Below are 18,302 nucleotides of genomic sequence, written 5' to 3'. Positions count from 1 at the left end.
GCTGCTTTTTATTTTCACTTTAGTCTAACTGTAGCAAGTTAATTAGTTAATTCACTAATTATTAGATATAAAAAAGCCCAACTAAAAAGCTGGGCTACTTACAATATCATTAACGATTTTCTAAGCGGTTATAATCAAACATACCAAATTCAACCCCTCGATACTGGCGGGCAACGTGATGTAATATATCGCTGTATTGCCAAAACTGAGGGTGCGTTCGACGAATCGCAAACTTAGACTTTAAAGCCCGATAATCCGCCTCTACTTGCATAAGCGGTAGCTGCTCTGCAAATGCAGCAACTTGTTGCGGGTTATTTAAATACCAAATTGCTGATGGGTAATCACCAATAAAACCTGGCACAATTGTCACGGTATCTTCTTCATAGGCACGCTGGCCGTCTTCGTTTAATAAGCTCGAAATATTATAATGCGCGTTATGATGAATAATCGTATAAGCCTTGTGCTCATCTTGCTCTTTTACTAACACATACGATAGCTGCGGGAGTAAGTTAATTGCTTTAGCGGGCATGGTGTTAATTGCACTTAATGGTGCGGGTACTTTTTTATAGTCATAACGAGGACTTAATACCGGCTCAAGCGTTTGTTTAATTAATCCATATAACTCTGATTGTGGCTTATCAGTTTGGTAATTAATACCGCTTGGCTGACTAAACTCACGGTTATTTTCGAAAAAGGTCGATAGACTTGGCGGTGATTTACGATACCAGCTTTGCTTAATAGCTTCGCGTTGTGACTCTGGTAATAACGCAAGAAAGTTTTGCTCACCTTCAAAGCGTAAAAAATCCATGTATAAACGTGTTATCAATTGATGGCCAATATTGCCATACACATCAAAGCCTGCCACCAGTAAGTAGTGAATACGCTCAAACAATGCGTAGTCAAGTACCCACATTGTTTTAGGTTGCTGACCAATAAGTCCTTTTACAACTGTTGCACTATCGAAATGACGAAAAATTGTCAGCGCCGCATTTTGGTTATGCCCTTCCCCTTTCCACAGTAAATCAGTAGTTAAGTGCTCGCCATTTTTGAACATTTTATTAGCTAGCTCTACCTTGGCTTTTAAATAGCGTTTTTCGCGAACTGAGTATTTTACCCAGTTAGAAATAGGTAACGCATTACTCTCCTCGGCTGCTGGTAACTCTAATGCGTCTTCATGTTGCATTAGCATTTTACCAACCTCTGGAGTCGCCACTTTTTCAGGATCGGCAAATGCCACCCAAAAATGGTCATTAATCACGTTCAGTGCTATTTGACCACGACAGACAGGCCCTTTAATGAAGCCCATAATAATTAACTCAGCTTCATCGAGCATAAATTGATACTTAGCATCAATAGGCAGTGCTTCAAAAGTTTTAAATGGGTTTGATGCAAGTGCTGGCTCATAGCTTGGTAAGCTAGATACAGTGTATTTTGGTGCGATGAACTGCTGATATAAGCGCGTTAACTTCTCATCCGATAACTTAAGTGGCAAATGCGTTTTTGACAAAATAGTTGAACGGTCGTGAAGCAGTCGATAATAAACACGCTCAACATTTGGGTTATCATAAGGGCGACGAGCGCTAATTAACTTAATATCTTCACCCGGAGGGGTGCTTGAGCGTACCAACTTAAAAAAGTTTGGTGATTGCGCATCACTAAAATAGATGTGCGCTAAAAACCAATGTTCATAAATATAACGCGCTGATAACTGATACTTCAAACCATCTTGATTTAAAAATGCTTCCCAGTTTTTTACCTTTGCAAGCTCAGCAGCTGATGGCGGCTTGATATGCGCCATTTTCCCGCCTTTTTTAATCCAATTTTGTAGGTGCTGAAATTCAGCAGCCGACACCCCTGGTAAGCCATAAGGCATACCCGCATGCGGTTGCTCATCCGCTAATTGGTCAAACTCACCCATGGTCGCACAACTTTGGTTGCGACTAAGCGAAAAATCAAAGCGTTCATCTAATACTTCATCTTCTGGCAAAGGTGAACTTTGCTTTAATACCAGCGTGTTAAATAACACACTACCGGCTAAATTGGCTTCTTCATTTTGTGCTCGCTCGTTTAATACCGGGCTAAACTCTTTTTCACGCCATTGCTCAGTGGTGGTTGCATCAAATAATAGTCGGCTCGGCGTTGAGGCTAACAACCGAGTACCGTCGTACACCAGCTCTTTACTTAGCCCTCTATCTATTCCCTCAGGAGACGACAACTTCAACTGGCAAGGCGCATCATAACAACCATGGCAAACCACGCAGCGAGTATCTATTACAGGCTTTACATGTTGAAGAAATTCGGCGCCATCACCACTATTAGCGTCAACAATACGCGCTTGTGTTTTTTCGGGACCAAACAGTTCGTTATAATGAGCATTTCCGAGGTAGGCACAGCCACTTAAAATAATTAGTACAAATGTACTTATAATGATCTTTTTCATTACTCTGCCTCATCGCCCAAATCGAACGTGGGCATCATATCAACTTGAGGTGATACGAATGTCAGCTCACCAACTGTAGTCACTACAGCGCTTAATAGAGGGCCTTGAGTGAGCGTTAGTTGAGCGTCATGTTCGCTTTGCACTACACTTGAAAAGCTTGAATTGATGACATTCAATTCATAGTCCGTAATGCTTATGCCAATACTACTGTCAGCACTGGGGTTTTGACATAGCTGAGTCAGTAGCTCATCACTTAAAATAACTGAAATTTCCACGTCAGGCTGCGCTAAGTCACGGGTACTTAGTGTCTCATCTAGAATAAATAAAGGGAGGGTTAAATTGCTATCTTGTTCAAGTTCCATTGGACTCTCTTGCTGACTGGCGGTGTAATTACCGCCATTATAGCAAAAAAGCACATAATTACTGCGACTAAATAACCATACTAAAGCCTAAAATTAATCCTAAGCATTACCAATTACTAAGCTTTAATATCATCCATTGCCGATTCAATAATAGAAAAAACAGCCCCTTGAGGATCGCAAATAACACTAAAACGCCCTACATCAGGGATATCTGTAGCAGGTACGCACACTTGCCCTCCAAGGATCGCCGCTTTTTTTACATAGCTATCGCAGTTATCCACGGCAAAGTAAATCATCCAATGGGGAGGCACGTCTTCTGGCCACTCATTATTCATTTGTAGCATGCCCGCTACAGGCTTACCTGCAACTAAGAACAAGGTATAATCCATACCTTCCATAGGCTTTATTTCACTTTGCCAACCTAGTAATTCGCAGTAAAAGTGACGGCTCGCTTCGCTATCACGCGTTGCCATTTCGTGCCAATAAGGCGTGCCGAGCTCACAAGGGCGCTGACATCCTATGTGCTCTTTACCTTGCCATAACGCCACTATGGCGCCGGTTGGGTCTTTAAGCATTAACATGCGCCCTGCATTCATAACATTGTGAGGCCCTGCTATAATTTGCGCGCCTAGCTTTTGCGCCTTAATTGCACATGTATCAACATCATCTACTGCAATATAGGTAAGCCAGTAGCTAGGTGTGGAATCGTCCACTTGCTCTTTAGGCATTTGGTACATGGCAGCAATATCGTCACCTTGCTTTTGAAGCATTGTGTAATATTCATCTTCGCCAATTGGCTGGTCGTCATTCCCCCATTCAAACAACGAGGTATAAAAAGCTTTTCCATCTTTCCAATTATGAGTACACAGTTCAGCCCAGCAAAATATACCTTGCGGATAATTATTTTTATTATTCATCGCCCATTTCCTGTTGTAAATTTAAGCTATTTTTAGCTTAGGCTAATAGTCTATAAGAGTCGATAGCTATTCAATGAATAGACATGTCTTTACTGAGTTTTAGCGTATAGTCATATTCCCTTCTATGAAAAAACAGCGCTCAAATATTAAACTATAGATATTCAGAGGTTCTTAAACCGCTGGCTTCTACTCGGAGTTGATACTAACTCAGGCTACTTAGCTTACATTAGCACCGAGCAGCTAAAAGCTGATAGCTAATCACTTTTCTTCAGGCATTAAAAAACCCGAGACTAAGCTCGGGTTTTTTTAATGCTTAATGCATTACAACAGTTGATTACTCAACGATAGTTGCAACAACACCAGCACCAACAGTACGGCCACCTTCACGGATAGCGAAACGAAGACCTTCGTCCATCGCGATTGGCGCGATTAGAGTTACTGTCATCTTAACGTTATCACCAGGCATTACCATTTCTACGCCTTCTGGTAACTGTACGTCACCTGTTACGTCAGTTGTACGGAAGTAGAACTGTGGACGGTAACCTTTGAAGAATGGAGTATGACGACCACCTTCATCTTTAGAAAGTACGTATACTTCTGAAGTGAATGTTGTGTGTGGGTTGATTGAACCAGGCTTAGCTAGTACTTGACCACGTTCAACGTCTTCACGCTTAGTACCACGTAGAAGTGCACCAATGTTCTCACCAGCACGACCTTCGTCAAGAAGCTTACGGAACATTTCAACACCAGTACAAGTAGACTTAGTAGTCTCTTTGATACCAACGATTTCAACTTCGTCATTCACGTTGATGATACCAGCTTCAACACGGCCAGTTACAACAGTACCACGACCTTGGATTGAGAAAACGTCTTCGATAGGCATGATGAATGGCTTATCGATGTCACGCTCTGGCTCTGGAATGTAAGAATCTAGTGCTTCTGCAAGCTCTACGATTTTAGCTTCCCATTGCTCTTCGCCTTCAAGTGCTTTAAGTGCAGAACCTTGAATTAGTGGTAAGTCATCACCTGGGAAGTCGTATTCAGAAAGAAGTTCACGAACTTCCATTTCTACTAGCTCAAGTAGCTCTTCATCATCAACCATGTCACATTTGTTCATGAACACAACGATGTAAGGAACGCCAACTTGGCGAGAAAGTAGGATGTGCTCACGAGTTTGTGGCATAGGGCCATCAGTCGCAGCAACTACTAAGATAGCGCCGTCCATTTGAGCAGCACCAGTGATCATGTTTTTAACATAATCGGCGTGACCAGGACAATCTACGTGTGCGTAGTGACGAGTAGGTGTATCGTACTCAACGTGTGAAGTTGAGATTGTGATACCACGCTCGCGCTCTTCTGGAGCGTTATCGATTGATGCGAAATCTTTAGCAACACCGCCGTATACTTTTGCAAGTACGTTAGTGATTGCTGCAGTTAGTGTAGTTTTACCGTGGTCAACGTGGCCGATTGTACCAACGTTTACGTGCGGTTTTACGCGTTCAAACTTTTCTTTTGCCATCTTAAAAAATTCCTAATAAAGAAATTAAAGCCTGACTCAGTATTGAGCCAGACAAGCTAAAATCATATAACAGCGCGAGCTGAAATTATTGTATCTGCAACCTGCTTAGAGGCTTCAGCGTACTTCAAAAACTCCATAGAGTATGAGGCACGGCCCTGTGTTGCAGATCGTAAAGCAGTCGCATAACCGAACATTTCAGATAGTGGTACCACAGCATTAATTTGCTTAAGGCCACCAAGTGCATCTTCCATGCCTTCGATCATGCCGCGACGACGGTTTAGGTCGCCAACTACATCACCCATGTTTGCTTCAGGAGTGAGTACTTCAACCTTCATTACTGGTTCTAAAAGTGCAGGGTTTGCATCTAGCGCACCTTGCCTCATAGCCAGTGAACCTGCTATTTTAAATGCCATTTCATTCGAATCCACATCATGGAATGAACCATCATATAAAGTCGCTTTAACACCAAGTAATGGGTAGCCTGCCAGTACACCTTGAGCCATTTGCTCTTGGATACCTTTGTCTACCGCAGGGATGTATTCTTTCGGCACTGAGCCACCTACGGTTTCGTTTACGAACTCGTAAATTGGGGCTTCATCATCCGAAATATCCATCGGTTCAAGTTTAAGCCAGACGTGACCATATTGACCACGACCACCTGATTGACGTACAAACTTTCCTTCAACTTCAACAGTTGAACGAATAGCTTCTCGGTATGCAACCTGCGGCTTACCAACGTTACATTCAACACTGAATTCACGTTTCATACGGTCGACAATGATATCAAGGTGAAGTTCACCCATGCCAGAGATAATAGTCTGGCCTGATTCTTCGTCAGTTTGTACGCGGAAAGATGGATCTTCTGCAGCTAGTTTTCCTAGCGCGATACCCATTTTATCCTGGTCAGCGATTGTGCGAGGCTCAACCGCAACAGAGATAACTGGTTCTGGGAACTCCATACGCTCAAGCGTAATAATAGAGTTCGGATCACACAGTGTTTCACCTGTTGTTACGTCTTTGAGACCAATAGCCGCCGCGATGTCGCCTGCGTGGACTTCTTTGATCTCTTCACGTGAGTTTGAATGCATCTGAACGATACGACCAAGACGCTCACGCTTACTTTTTACTGGGTTATATACCGCGTCACCCTGTTTAACAGTACCAGAGTAAACACGGAAAAAGGTTAAAGTGCCAACAAACGGGTCTGTTGCAATCTTGAATGCAAGAGCAGCAAACGGCGCTTTATCATCAGCAGGACGCTCTTCCTCAGTACCATTTTCTAAGATACCTTGGATTTGTTTCACTTGTGTTGGTGATGGCATATATTCAACAACGCAATCAAGCACAGCTTGAACACCCTTGTTTTTAAATGCACTACCACACGTCATGGGAACAATTTCGTTCGCTAATGTGCGTTGACGCAAAGCATTTTTAATTTCTGCTTCGCTTAACTCTTCACCTTCTAAGTATTTATCCATTAGTTCTTCAGTAGCTTCAGCAGCGCTTTCAACTAAGTGAGAGCGCCATTCTTCGGCTAATTCCTGAAGTTCTGCCGGTATTGCCTCATAAGAGAAAGTCATACCCTGGTCTTTATCATTCCAGTTAATGGCTTTCATTTTAATAAGGTCAATAACACCTTTAAAGTCGTCTTCAGCGCCAATAGGCAGCTGGACTGGAACAGGCGTTGCTCCAAGACGAGATTTCACCTGACTTACAACCGTTAAGAAGTCAGCGCCCGTGCGATCCATTTTATTTACGAAGATCATTCTCGGAACTTCGTACTTGTTCGCTTGACGCCAAACTGTCTCAGTTTGCGGCTGTACACCCGATGAAGCACAAAGAACAACTACCGCACCATCTAGTACACGTAAAGAACGCTCTACTTCGATAGTGAAATCTACGTGCCCTGGGGTATCAATAATATTGATGCGATGGTCGTCAAATTGAGCGTCCATCCCTTTCCAGAAACACGTTGTTGCAGCAGAAGTGATTGTGATACCACGCTCTTGTTCCTGCTCCATCCAATCCATAGTTGCAGCGCCATCATGCACTTCACCGATCTTATGAGAAAGACCTGTGTAGAACAGAACACGTTCTGTTGTGGTGGTTTTGCCTGCATCTACGTGAGCACAAATACCGATATTGCGGTAACGCTCAAGTGGAGTTGTACGTGCCATAAAATCCTCTTAAAGGTTAAGGACAGATTACCAACGGTAATGAGCGAATGCTTTATTCGCTTCAGCCATACGGTGAACGTCTTCACGTTTCTTAACCGCAGTGCCTTTGTTATCAGCAGCGTCAACGATTTCTTGAGCTAAACGTAAGCCCATAGATTTTTCGCCACGCTTACGTGCAGCGTCTACTAACCAACGCATACCTAATGCGTTGCGACGTACTGGACGTACTTCAACTGGTACTTGATAAGTTGAACCACCAACACGGCGAGATTTAACCTCTACCTGTGGACGGATGTTATCAAGTGCAGTTTCAAAGATTTCTAGGTGCGACTTGCCTGATTTCTCAGCAGCCACGTCTAGCGCACCATAAACGATTTTTTCAGCAGTAGATTTCTTGCCGTCTAACATTACGATGTTAACGAATTTTGCAAGAAGTTCCGATCCGAACTTAGGATCTGGAAGAATTTTACGTTGACCTATTACGCGTCTTCTAGGCATTTTGTATCTCCGGTTTATTCAGGTTTGTCCTTTTGGAACAATAACCCAAAACAATAATTAATAATATTTAGTGCTTGGCCTTACTAACGGAATACAATTAGCCTTTAGGGCGTTTTGCACCGTATTTAGAACGAGCTTGACGACGGTCGCTTACGCCTGCACAGTCAAGTGCACCACGTACAGTGTGGAAACGCACACCTGGTAAATCTTTAACACGACCACCACGGATTAGGATTACACTGTGCTCTTGAAGGTTATGACCTTCACCACCGATGTATGAAGTTACTTCGAAACCGTTAGTTAAACGTACACGAGCTACTTTACGTAACGCCGAGTTTGGTTTCTTAGGTGTAGTTGTATATACGCGAGTACATACACCACGCTTTTGCGGACACGCTTTAAGCGCAGCTGAGTTACTTTTAGTAACCTTGCTACGACGTGGCTTACGCACTAGCTGGTTAATAGTTGCCATTTAAATAGCTCCTGAAATTAAAATTACTACTGAAAAAAATAAAAAATCCGCCCTTGTTTTACGAGCATGTATTAAACGTGCAAGTAAATGGGTGGCGGAATTTTAATGAGCAAAGATTGACCTGTCAACCTAAACCGCTCGCAAGGCAGTAGATAACTACCTTGCTAAACTCTAATCCATTGATTAGATTCGGTTTATTGATTTCCAGATAAATCCGCGTTTAAGGCATCAGTCAGTGCTTGAGTCGCCTCTTCTGCACTTACCGTTTGCTCTTCAACAACGTCTTTTTGCTTACGACGAGCCATACGATCTTGATGATACGCAAAACCGGTACCGGCTGGGATCAATCGACCCACAATTACGTTTTCTTTCAGACCTCGTAACTCATCGCTCTTACCATTTACAGCGGCTTCTGTTAGGACACGAGTTGTCTCCTGGAACGAGGCTGCTGAGATGAAAGATTCTGTCGCTAGTGATGCTTTAGTGATACCCATTAACTGGATTTCAAACTTAGCTGGGATCTTACCTTGAGCTTCAAGGTCGCGGTTTGCGATATTAACGCGTGCCACTTCAATTTGCTCACCGGCTAAGAACTCAGTATCACCACCGTCTAGAATGATACATTTACGTAGCATTTGACGAATAATAGTTTCAATGTGCTTATCATTGATCTTAACGCCCTGCAAACGGTAAACCTCTTGCACTTCGTTAACAATGTAGTTAGCAACATGAGTCACACCACGTAGGCGTAAGATGTCATGCGGTGATTCTGGACCATCGGCGATAACTTCACCTTTAGACACTTGCTCACCTTCAAACACGTTAAGTTGACGCCACTTAGGGATCATTTCTTCGTAATGATCGCCTTCAGCTGGAGTAATAACTAAACGTTTCTTACCTTTAGTCTCTTTACCGAAGCTAATCGTACCGGTGATTTCAGCTAAGATAGCTGGATCTTTCGGCTTACGCGCTTCAAATAAGTCGGCTACGCGTGGTAGACCACCCGTGATATCACGAGTTTTCGAACCTTCTTGCGGAATACGTGCTAGTACGTCACCAGGGTTTGCAGTCGCGCCGTCTGTTACTTCAATCGTAGTGAATGAAGGAAGACGTGTTTCTTGCAAGCCACGCTCATCACTTTCAATGATAAGTTTCGGCTCTTTCGCATTCGCTTTAGCAAGATCTTTAACAACTACACGAGTTAAACCCGTTAGTTCGTCAGTCTGTGCTTCAGTATTTGAATCATCGATATCGCTGAACGATACTTTTGATTTATGCTCAAGAACGATTGGGTGACTATGCGGGTCCCAAGTAGCAACAATGTCGTTACCTTGAACTTCTGCATTGTCTTGCACTGTTAATACCGCACCGTAAGGTACTTTATAACGCTCTTTCTCACGACCATAGCTATCAATGATAGTGATTTCTGTAGAACGTGAGGTAATAACAATCTTACCGTCTGTATTTAATACATACTTAGCGTTGTGAAGTTTTAATGTACCGTTAGTTTTAACTTGTACATTATTCTCAGCAGACGCTCTTGATGCCGCACCACCGATGTGGAATGTACGCATCGTAAGCTGTGTACCCGGCTCACCGATTGATTGTGCCGCGATAACACCTACTGATTCACCCGCGTTGATGATATGACCACGTGCTAGGTCACGACCATAACACTTAGCACAAACACCAAAGTCGTTATCACAGGTGATAACTGAACGTACACGAACTTCATCAACTGAGTGCTCTTCTAAAAGGTCACACAGTTTTTCGTCAAGCATGATGTTACGTTCTACAAGTACTGTATTAGTACCAGGGATAACAACAGGCTCAGCAACAACACGACCTAGTACACGTTCGCGAAGTGCTTCTACAACGTCACCACCTTCAATAAGCGGTTTCATTGTTAAGCCATCTTCTGTGCCACAATCGTCTTCATTGATTACCAAATCTTGTGCAACGTCTACTAGACGACGCGTTAGGTAACCCGAGTTCGCTGTTTTCAGTGCTGTATCGGCAAGACCTTTACGCGCACCGTGCGTTGAGATGAAGTACTGAAGTACGTTTAGACCTTCACGGAAGTTAGCCGTGATTGGCGTCTCGATGATTGAACCATCTGGACGTGCCATTAGACCACGCATACCTGCTAGCTGACGGATCTGAGCGGCACTACCACGAGCACCTGAGTCGGCCATCATAAACACTGAGTTAAATGACGGTTGCTCTTCTTCTTCACCTTGCGCATTCACTACGGTGTCTTTTGACAAGTTCGCCATCATTTCACGTGATAAGTTTTCATTTACACGTGACCAGATATCGATAACTTTGTTGTACTTTTCACCAGCCGTAACAAGACCCGATTGGAACTGTTGGTTGATTTCAGTTACTTCAGCTTCTGCTGCTTCAATGATTGATGCTTTCACTGGTGGGATAACTAAGTCATCGATACCAATTGAAACACCTGACTTCATTGCGTAGTGGAAACCGGTGTACATAACTTGGTCAGCAAACACAACTGTGTCTTTTAAACCAAGACGACGGTAACACTCATTTAATAAGCTAGAAATTTGCTTTTTACCTAGAGCTTGGTTGATTGACTCAAACGGCATACCTTTAGGTAAAATAAGAGACAGAATTGCACGACCCACTGTAGTATCAATGATAGTAATTGTATCTTCTACAACACCATCTTCATTAGCTACTGATTGGCTAATACGTACTTTCACTTTTGCGTGAAGGTCGGCATTACCACTACGGTATGCTTTTTCTGCTTCTTTAGGATCTTTAAATACGGTGCCTTCGCCTTTGGCGTTAATGCGGTCACGCGTCATGTAATAAAGACCTAATACAACGTCCTGTGAAGGAACGATGATTGGCTCACCATTAGCAGGCGATAAGATGTTGTTTGTAGACATCATTAACGCACGAGCTTCTAGCTGCGCTTCAATTGTTAGCGGTACGTGTACCGCCATTTGGTCACCATCGAAGTCGGCGTTGTAAGCCGCACATACTAATGGATGCAAATGAATCGCTTTACCTTCGATAAGCACAGGTTCAAACGCTTGGATACCCAAACGGTGAAGTGTTGGTGCACGGTTAAGTAATACTGGATGTTCACGAATTACTTCGTCTAGTACATCCCATACTTCCGCTACTTCACGCTCAACCATCTTTTTAGCTGCTTTGATTGTCGTAGCCATGCCGCGACGTTCTAATTTGCCATAGATGAATGGTTTGAAAAGCTCTAATGCCATCTTCTTAGGAAGACCACACTGATGAAGCTTAAGTGTAGGACCAACCGTGATTACAGAACGGCCAGAGTAATCTACACGCTTACCAAGTAAGTTCTGACGGAAACGACCTTGCTTACCTTTGATCATATCAGCAAGCGATTTAAGTGGACGTTTGTTAGAACCTGTAATTGCACGACCACGACGACCATTATCAAGTAGCGCATCAACCGCTTCTTGTAACATACGTTTTTCGTTGCGTACGATAATATCTGGTGCAGCTAAATCTAGTAGACGCTTAAGACGGTTATTACGGTTAATAACACGACGGTAAAGGTCATTTAGATCAGATGTCGCAAAGCGGCCACCGTCTAGTGGTACTAATGGACGTAAGTCAGGTGGCAATACTGGAAGTACTGTCATGATCATCCACTCAGGGTTATTACCTGATTGGTGGAACGATTCCATTAACTTAAGACGTTTAGTGATCTTTTTACGCTTAGTTTCAGAGTTAATTGTTGGTAACTCTTCACGCATCTCTGCAATTAATTGAGCAAGATCGAGTTCACGAAGCAAGTCTAATACTGCTTCAGCACCCATCTTCGCTTCAAACTCATCGCCGTGCTCTTCAAGTGCATCTAGGTATTCTTCTTCACCTAATAGCTGACCACGCTCAAGCGTTGTCATACCAGGCTCAGTTACTACGAATGATTCGAAGTAAAGAACACGTTCAATATCACGAAGCGTCATATCAAGCATTAAGCCGATACGTGACGGTAATGATTTTAAAAACCATATATGCGCAACTGGACTTGCCAGTTCTATATGACCCATACGGTCACGACGCACTTTAGTGAGTGTTACTTCAACGCCACACTTTTCACAGATCACACCACGGTGTTTAAGGCGTTTATATTTACCACATAAACACTCATAATCTTTCACTGGGCCGAAAATACGGGCACAGAATAAGCCATCGCGCTCAGGCTTGAAAGTACGGTAGTTAATAGTCTCAGGTTTCTTTACTTCACCGTATGACCATGAACGAACCATGTCTGGTGAAGCAAGACCAATGCGAATTGCATCGAATTCTTCGGTCTTATTTTGTTGCTTCAGAAACTTAAGTAAGTCTTTCACCTTAGCTCTCCTGTCGGAGTTAATCTTGAGGACGGATGTTCTCGTCCCTACATTCTATTCAGCCATAACAGATGCTGCAGCGTTCACTGCAGCATCTAATTGGCTTAATTTTCTTCCAACTCGATGTTGATACCCAGTGAGCGGATTTCTTTCAACAATACGTTGAACGATTCTGGCATACCTGGTTCCATTTTATGGTTACCATCAACGATGTTTTTATACATCTTAGTACGACCGTTCACGTCATCCGATTTCACTGTTAACATTTCTTGTAGAGTGTAAGCAGCACCGTAAGCTTCAAGTGCCCATACTTCCATCTCACCAAAACGCTGGCCACCGAACTGTGCTTTACCACCCAGCGGCTGCTGAGTAACAAGGCTGTAAGAACCAGTAGAACGCGCGTGCATCTTATCATCAACCAAGTGGTTAAGTTTAAGCATGTACATGTAACCTACAGTTACTTGACGTTCAAACTGATCGCCAGTACGGCCATCATAAAGTGTAACCTGACCACTTCTAGGGTAGCCGCCTAGCTCTAGCATGTCTTTGATTTCGTCTTCTTTCGCGCCATCAAATGCAGGAGTAGCAATCGGTAAACCACCTTTTAAGTTTTCAGCTAAACGACGAATTTCGTCATCAGAGAAACTAGCGATATCCACAACCTGACGAGATTCACCGATCTCATAAGCTTGTTTGATGAATTCACGTAGCTCATGAAGCTCGCGTTGCTCTTTCATCATTTCTTCTAAGCGCTCACCAATACCGCGTGCAGCTAGACCCATATGTGTTTCAAGGATCTGACCGATGTTCATTCGCGATGGTACACCTAGTGGATTTAGTACGATATCTACCGTACGACCTTTGTCATCGTATGGCATATCTTCTACTGGTACGATAGTCGAGATAACACCTTTGTTACCGTGACGACCCGCCATTTTATCACCCGGTTGGATACGACGTTTAACAGCTAAGTATACTTTAACAATTTTAAGTACACCTGGTGCTAAGTCATCACCTTGAGTAATTTTACGACGTTTGTTTTCAAACTTCTTATCGTATTCAGCTTTAAGCTCATCGTACTGTGCAGCTAGTTGCTCAAGTTCAGCTTGCTTGTCTTCTTCAGCAAGGCTTTGAGTTAGTAACTTTTCAGCATTCAGTGACGCTAAGTTGTCTTCATCGAAGCCAGCTGCCACAAGTAACTTGCGAGCACGCTCTAAAACACCAGCTTCTAGAATACGGAACTCTTCGTTGAAGTCTTTCTTCGCTTCGCGAAGCTGCATGTCTTCAACTTCTAACGCACGCTTATCTTTTTCAACGCCATCACGGGTGAAAACTTGTACGTCGATTACAGTACCAGTTACAGAGTTAGGTACACGTAAAGAGCTGTCTTTAACGTCAGACGCTTTTTCACCGAAGATAGCACGTAGTAGCTTCTCTTCTGGTGTTAATTGCGTTTCGCCTTTCGGAGTCACTTTACCTACTAGGATATCGCCGCCTTTAACTTCAGCACCAATATATACAACGCCTGATTCATCAAGCTTGCCTAGTGCAGATTCACCCACGTTCGGGATATCTGCTGTGATCTCTTCTGAGCCTAATTTAGTATCACGGGCGATACACTGTAGTTCTTGAATGTGGATAGTCGTTAGACGATCTTCTTCAACTACGCGCTCTGATAGTAAGATTGAATCCTCGAAGTTGTAACCGTTCCATGGCATGAATGCCACGCGAAGGTTTTGACCAAGGGCTAAGTCACCTAAGTCAGTCGAAGGACCATCTGCTAACACATCGCCACGAGTAACCGGTTCACCAACCATACAAGTCGGCTTTTGGTTAATACATGTATTTTGGTTAGAACGTGTGTACTTGGTTAAGTTGTAGATGTCGATGCCCGCTTCACCAGGGATGCGCTCTTCTTCATGTACATTAACAACGATGCGACTTGCGTCGGCATACATTACTTCACCACCACGTTTAGCAACAATCGTTACACCAGAATCTTTTGCTAGTGTTAACTCAATACCTGTACCTACTAACGGTTTGTCCGCTTTCAATGTTGGTACTGCTTGACGTTGCATGTTTGAACCCATCAATGCACGGTTAGCATCATCGTGTTCTAGGAACGGGATAAGTGCGGCCGCTACAGAGATCACCTGTTGTGGTGATACATCCATATATTGCTGGTCCATGCGACCCATAAAGGTTGATTCACCTTTGTGACGACATGGAATAAGTTCATCTACAAACTCATTGGTTTCAGTTAAGTTTGAGTTCGCCTGTGCGATAACAAACTGACCTTCTTCAATGGCTGATAAGTAATCAACTTCATCAGTTACTACACCGTCTACCACTTTGCGGTAAGGTGTTTCTAAGAAACCGTAGTCATTGGTACGTGCATACGTAGACAATGAGTTAATTAGACCGATGTTTGGACCCTCAGGAGTCTCGATTGGACATACGCGACCGTAGTGAGTTACGTGAACATCACGTACTTCAAAGCCAGCGCGTTCACGAGTTAGACCGCCCGGACCTAATGCAGAAATACGACGCTTGTGCGTTACTTCTGATAGCGGGTTATTTTGGTCCATAAACTGTGATAACTGAGACGAGCCGAAGAACTCTTTAACCGCTGCCGAAATAGGCTTAGCGTTAATAAGATCTTGTGGCATTACCGCATCAAGGTCACCTAAGCTTAAACGCTCACGTACAGCACGTTCTACACGTACTAAACCTACACGGAATTGATTCTCAGCCATTTCGCCAACACTACGTATACGACGGTTGCCTAAGTGGTCTATATCATCAACATCGCCAACACCGTTACGAATAGCAATCAATACTTTCATAACCGCTACGATGTCTTCTTTGCTTAATGTGCCAGGGCCTGTGTCTGAATCGTAACCAACACGGCTATTGAACTTCATACGACCTACTGTTGATAAGTCATAGCGTTCTTCTGAGAAGAATAAGTTCTCAAATAAGGCTTCAGCCGCGTCTTTCGTCGGTGGCTCGCCTGGGCGCATCATGCGATAAATTTCTACTAGTGCTTCTAAACGGTTGCTTGACGAGTCAATATTCAACGTATTTGACATGTAAGCGCCGCTGTCCACTTCATTGATGTATAGTGTATCAATGGTCGTGTGACCGGCTTTAACCAATTCAGCCATCATTTCAAGCGTTAGCTCGTCATTTGCAGTAGCAATGATTTCACCTGTTGACTCATCAACATAGTTCTTCGCTAATACACGGCCAATGATGTACTCATGTGGTACTTCTAATTGCTTAATGCCTTTTTTCTCGATGCTCTTGATGTGGCGAGCCGTAACACGACGACCGCTTTCAACAAGGACTTCACCGTCTTCGCTCTTGATATCAAAAGCGGCAGTTTCACCACGTAAACGTGAAGGTACAAGTTCCATAAGAACCTTACCGTCAGCGATTTCAAACGCAGTTGTATCGAAGAAGATATCTAGGATTTCTTCACTCGTGTACTCAAGTGCACGTAAGATGATAGACGCCGGTAATTTACGACGACGGTCAATACGTACATATAAGTTATCTTTTGCATCAAATTCGAAGTCTAACCATGAACCACGGTAAGGAATTACACGTGCGTTATAAAGCACTTTACCTGACGAGTGAGTTTTACCGCGGTCGTTATCAAAGAATACACCAGGGCTACGGTGTAGCTGAGAAACGATAACACGCTCTGTACCATTGATTACAAAAGTACCGGTATCGGTCATGAGCGGAATTTCGCCCATGTAAACTTCTTGCTCTTTAATGTCTTTAACTGTGCCTGGAGCTTCTTTGTCCATTACTACAAGACGCAGTTTCACGCGAAGTGGAGCAGAATAAGTCACACCGCGAATTTGACATTCTTTTACATCGAATACTGGCTCACCAATACGATAACTTACGTATTGAAGCTCAGAATTTCCCGAGTAGCTTTTAATTGGGAACACAGAACGGAAGGCAGCTTCCAAACCATGATCGCCATCAGCGTCCGGGACTAAGAATTTTTTAAACGATTCTAACTGCGTCGACAGTAAGAAAGGTATATCCAAAACTTGTGGACGTTTACCAAAATCCTTACGGATACGTTTCTTTTCAGAATAAGAGTAAGCCATGGGGTTCCTCAGCTTGCTGATCTTTGACCCGACCTGTTCTTGTAAGAACAGACTTAACTGGCATCTATGCCAAGATGTACAACATTAACTGTTGTTCCAACTTAATCCCACTTCAACACTAGCAAACTATAAAGCGTTGAAATTAAAGAATAAATCAGATTTTATTTGCGATATAAGAATAGTCGCTCTATAGCGCAAAAAGGCCGGTGATTAAATAATCACCAGCCCTTGCCTGATTTCTCAGGCAGCGAACCTAGCAAAAGCTAGATTACTTAACCTCAACTTCAGCACCAGCTTCTGTAAGGTCTTTAGCAAGAGCTTCAGCTTCTTCCTTAGAGATACCTTCTTTAACTGGAGTTGGAGCAGCTTCAACTAGAGCTTTAGCTTCTTTTAAGCCAAGACCAGTTGCGCCACGTACAGCTTTGATTGCCGCAACTTTATTAGCGCCAGCGCCAGTAAGGATTACGTCAAATTCTGTTTTCTCTTCAGCAGCTTCAGCAGCAGGACCTGCTACCATAGCAGCTGCAGCAGTTACGCCGAATTTTTCTTCCATTGCTTCAACTAGAGCAACAACGTCCATTACTGACATTTCAGCAATTGCGTCAAGGATTTGGTCTTTAGTTACAGACATTACAAATTTCCTAATAATTAACGGACTCTAAGGTCCAAATAAATTTACACCGAAAGGGATTAAACAGCTTAAAATTAAGCAGCTTGCTCTTCTTTCTGTACACGTACTGCTTCAATTGTTTTACACAATTTACCAGCAGACGCTTCTTTCATAGCGCTCATTAAGCGTGCAACAGCTTCGTCGTATGTAGGTAGAGTTGCAAGCATAGCTGCATCTACTACATTACCTTCAAAAGCGGCCGTTTTAAGCTCAAATTTCTCATTCTTTTTCGCGAAGTCTGAAAAGATACGCGCAGCAGCACCTGGGTGCTCTGATGAGAAAGCGATTAAGCTTGGACCAACAAATGAATCAGATAGGCATTCAAAGTCTGTTCCTTCAAGAGCACGTTTAGCTAGAGTGTTACGGACAACTTTCATCCAAACACCCGCTTCGCGAGCTTCTTTACGAAGGGCAGTGATTGCACCAACTGTTACACCACGAGAATCTGCAACTACTGCAGATAGAGCACCAGTGGCTGCTTCGTTGACTTCAGCAACAATTGCCTTTTTGCCTTGAAGATTTAAAGCCATGGGTGTTACTCCTGGTTTAATGGGTTACCGTACATCGGCTTCCCTGTTTTACTCTTCCCCATCAATAAAGATGGAGATGCTTTTTACGGCGAGAGCCAGAAGATTAGGAAAAATCTATCTGGGGATTCACACCGTCTACGTAGGTAATATTAAGGCCGAAGCCGCCTACGGTCTTGGACGGAAGCCCAATTTATCGCGTTGCCCGAAGGCGCTTCGAAAT

Annotated in this window: 11 protein-coding genes; all 11 read right to left on the bottom strand. The window is 43.3% G+C overall.

Annotation, left to right across the window (positions count from 1 at the left end):
- Nucleotides 1-109 precede the first annotated feature (109 nt).
- Nucleotides 110-2,440 carry a fatty acid cis/trans isomerase gene (locus AC0VZ5_RS01350; protein WP_475473882.1) on the bottom strand — a complete coding sequence of 777 codons (2,331 nt, stop codon included), beginning with the start codon at nt 2,438-2,440 and terminating at the stop codon, nt 110-112.
- Nucleotides 2,440-2,802 carry a hypothetical protein gene (locus tag AC0VZ5_RS01345; protein ID WP_290169184.1) on the bottom strand — a complete coding sequence of 121 codons (363 nt, stop codon included), beginning with the start codon at nt 2,800-2,802 and terminating at the stop codon, nt 2,440-2,442. Before AC0VZ5_RS01345 ends, AC0VZ5_RS01350 begins: the two co-directional genes overlap by 1 nt.
- Nucleotides 2,803-2,918: 116 nt before the next feature.
- Nucleotides 2,919-3,719, bottom strand: coding sequence for a VOC family protein (locus AC0VZ5_RS01340; protein WP_475473880.1), 801 nt, complete (start codon nt 3,717-3,719; stop codon nt 2,919-2,921).
- Nucleotides 3,720-4,053: 334 nt separating this feature from the next.
- Nucleotides 4,054-5,238 (bottom strand): elongation factor Tu, encoded by a 1,185-nt coding sequence (gene tuf / locus AC0VZ5_RS01335; protein ID WP_109875886.1) that lies wholly within the window; start codon nt 5,236-5,238, stop codon nt 4,054-4,056.
- 62 nt (nt 5,239-5,300) lie between these two features.
- On the bottom strand, nt 5,301-7,415 hold the full coding sequence (gene fusA / locus AC0VZ5_RS01330; protein WP_010392137.1) for an elongation factor G: 2,115 nt from the start codon (nt 7,413-7,415) through the stop codon (nt 5,301-5,303).
- A 27-nt stretch (nt 7,416-7,442) separates the two neighbouring features.
- The gene (gene rpsG, locus AC0VZ5_RS01325; RefSeq protein WP_010392135.1) at nt 7,443-7,913 is read right to left on the bottom strand and encodes a 30S ribosomal protein S7; all 471 of its coding nucleotides are present in this window, start codon (nt 7,911-7,913) and stop codon (nt 7,443-7,445) included.
- Between the two features lie 97 nt (nt 7,914-8,010).
- Nucleotides 8,011-8,385, bottom strand: coding sequence for a 30S ribosomal protein S12 (gene rpsL, locus AC0VZ5_RS01320; RefSeq protein WP_002958885.1), 375 nt, complete (start codon nt 8,383-8,385; stop codon nt 8,011-8,013).
- Nucleotides 8,386-8,579: 194 nt separating this feature from the next.
- Nucleotides 8,580-12,752 (bottom strand): DNA-directed RNA polymerase subunit beta', encoded by a 4,173-nt coding sequence (rpoC, locus tag AC0VZ5_RS01315; RefSeq protein WP_054202751.1) that lies wholly within the window; start codon nt 12,750-12,752, stop codon nt 8,580-8,582.
- Between the two features lie 104 nt (nt 12,753-12,856).
- Entirely contained in the window at nt 12,857-16,882 is a 4,026-nt protein-coding gene (gene rpoB, locus AC0VZ5_RS01310) for a DNA-directed RNA polymerase subunit beta (protein WP_010392125.1), read from the bottom strand.
- A gap of 268 nt (nt 16,883-17,150) precedes the next feature.
- Nucleotides 17,151-17,513, bottom strand: coding sequence for a 50S ribosomal protein L7/L12 (rplL, locus tag AC0VZ5_RS01305; protein ID WP_008108465.1), 363 nt, complete (start codon nt 17,511-17,513; stop codon nt 17,151-17,153).
- Nucleotides 17,514-17,587: 74 nt separating this feature from the next.
- Complete coding sequence (gene rplJ, locus AC0VZ5_RS01300; RefSeq protein WP_008108464.1) at nt 17,588-18,082, bottom strand: 50S ribosomal protein L10; 495 nt, start codon at nt 18,080-18,082, stop codon at nt 17,588-17,590.
- Nucleotides 18,083-18,302: the final 220 nt, after the last annotated feature.

It is taken from the genome of Pseudoalteromonas sp. QJM3NY_12 (assembly GCF_056173165.1).
The sequence above is the reverse complement of the archived record's forward strand: the minus strand, read 5'-3'. Positions and strand labels throughout refer to the sequence as shown.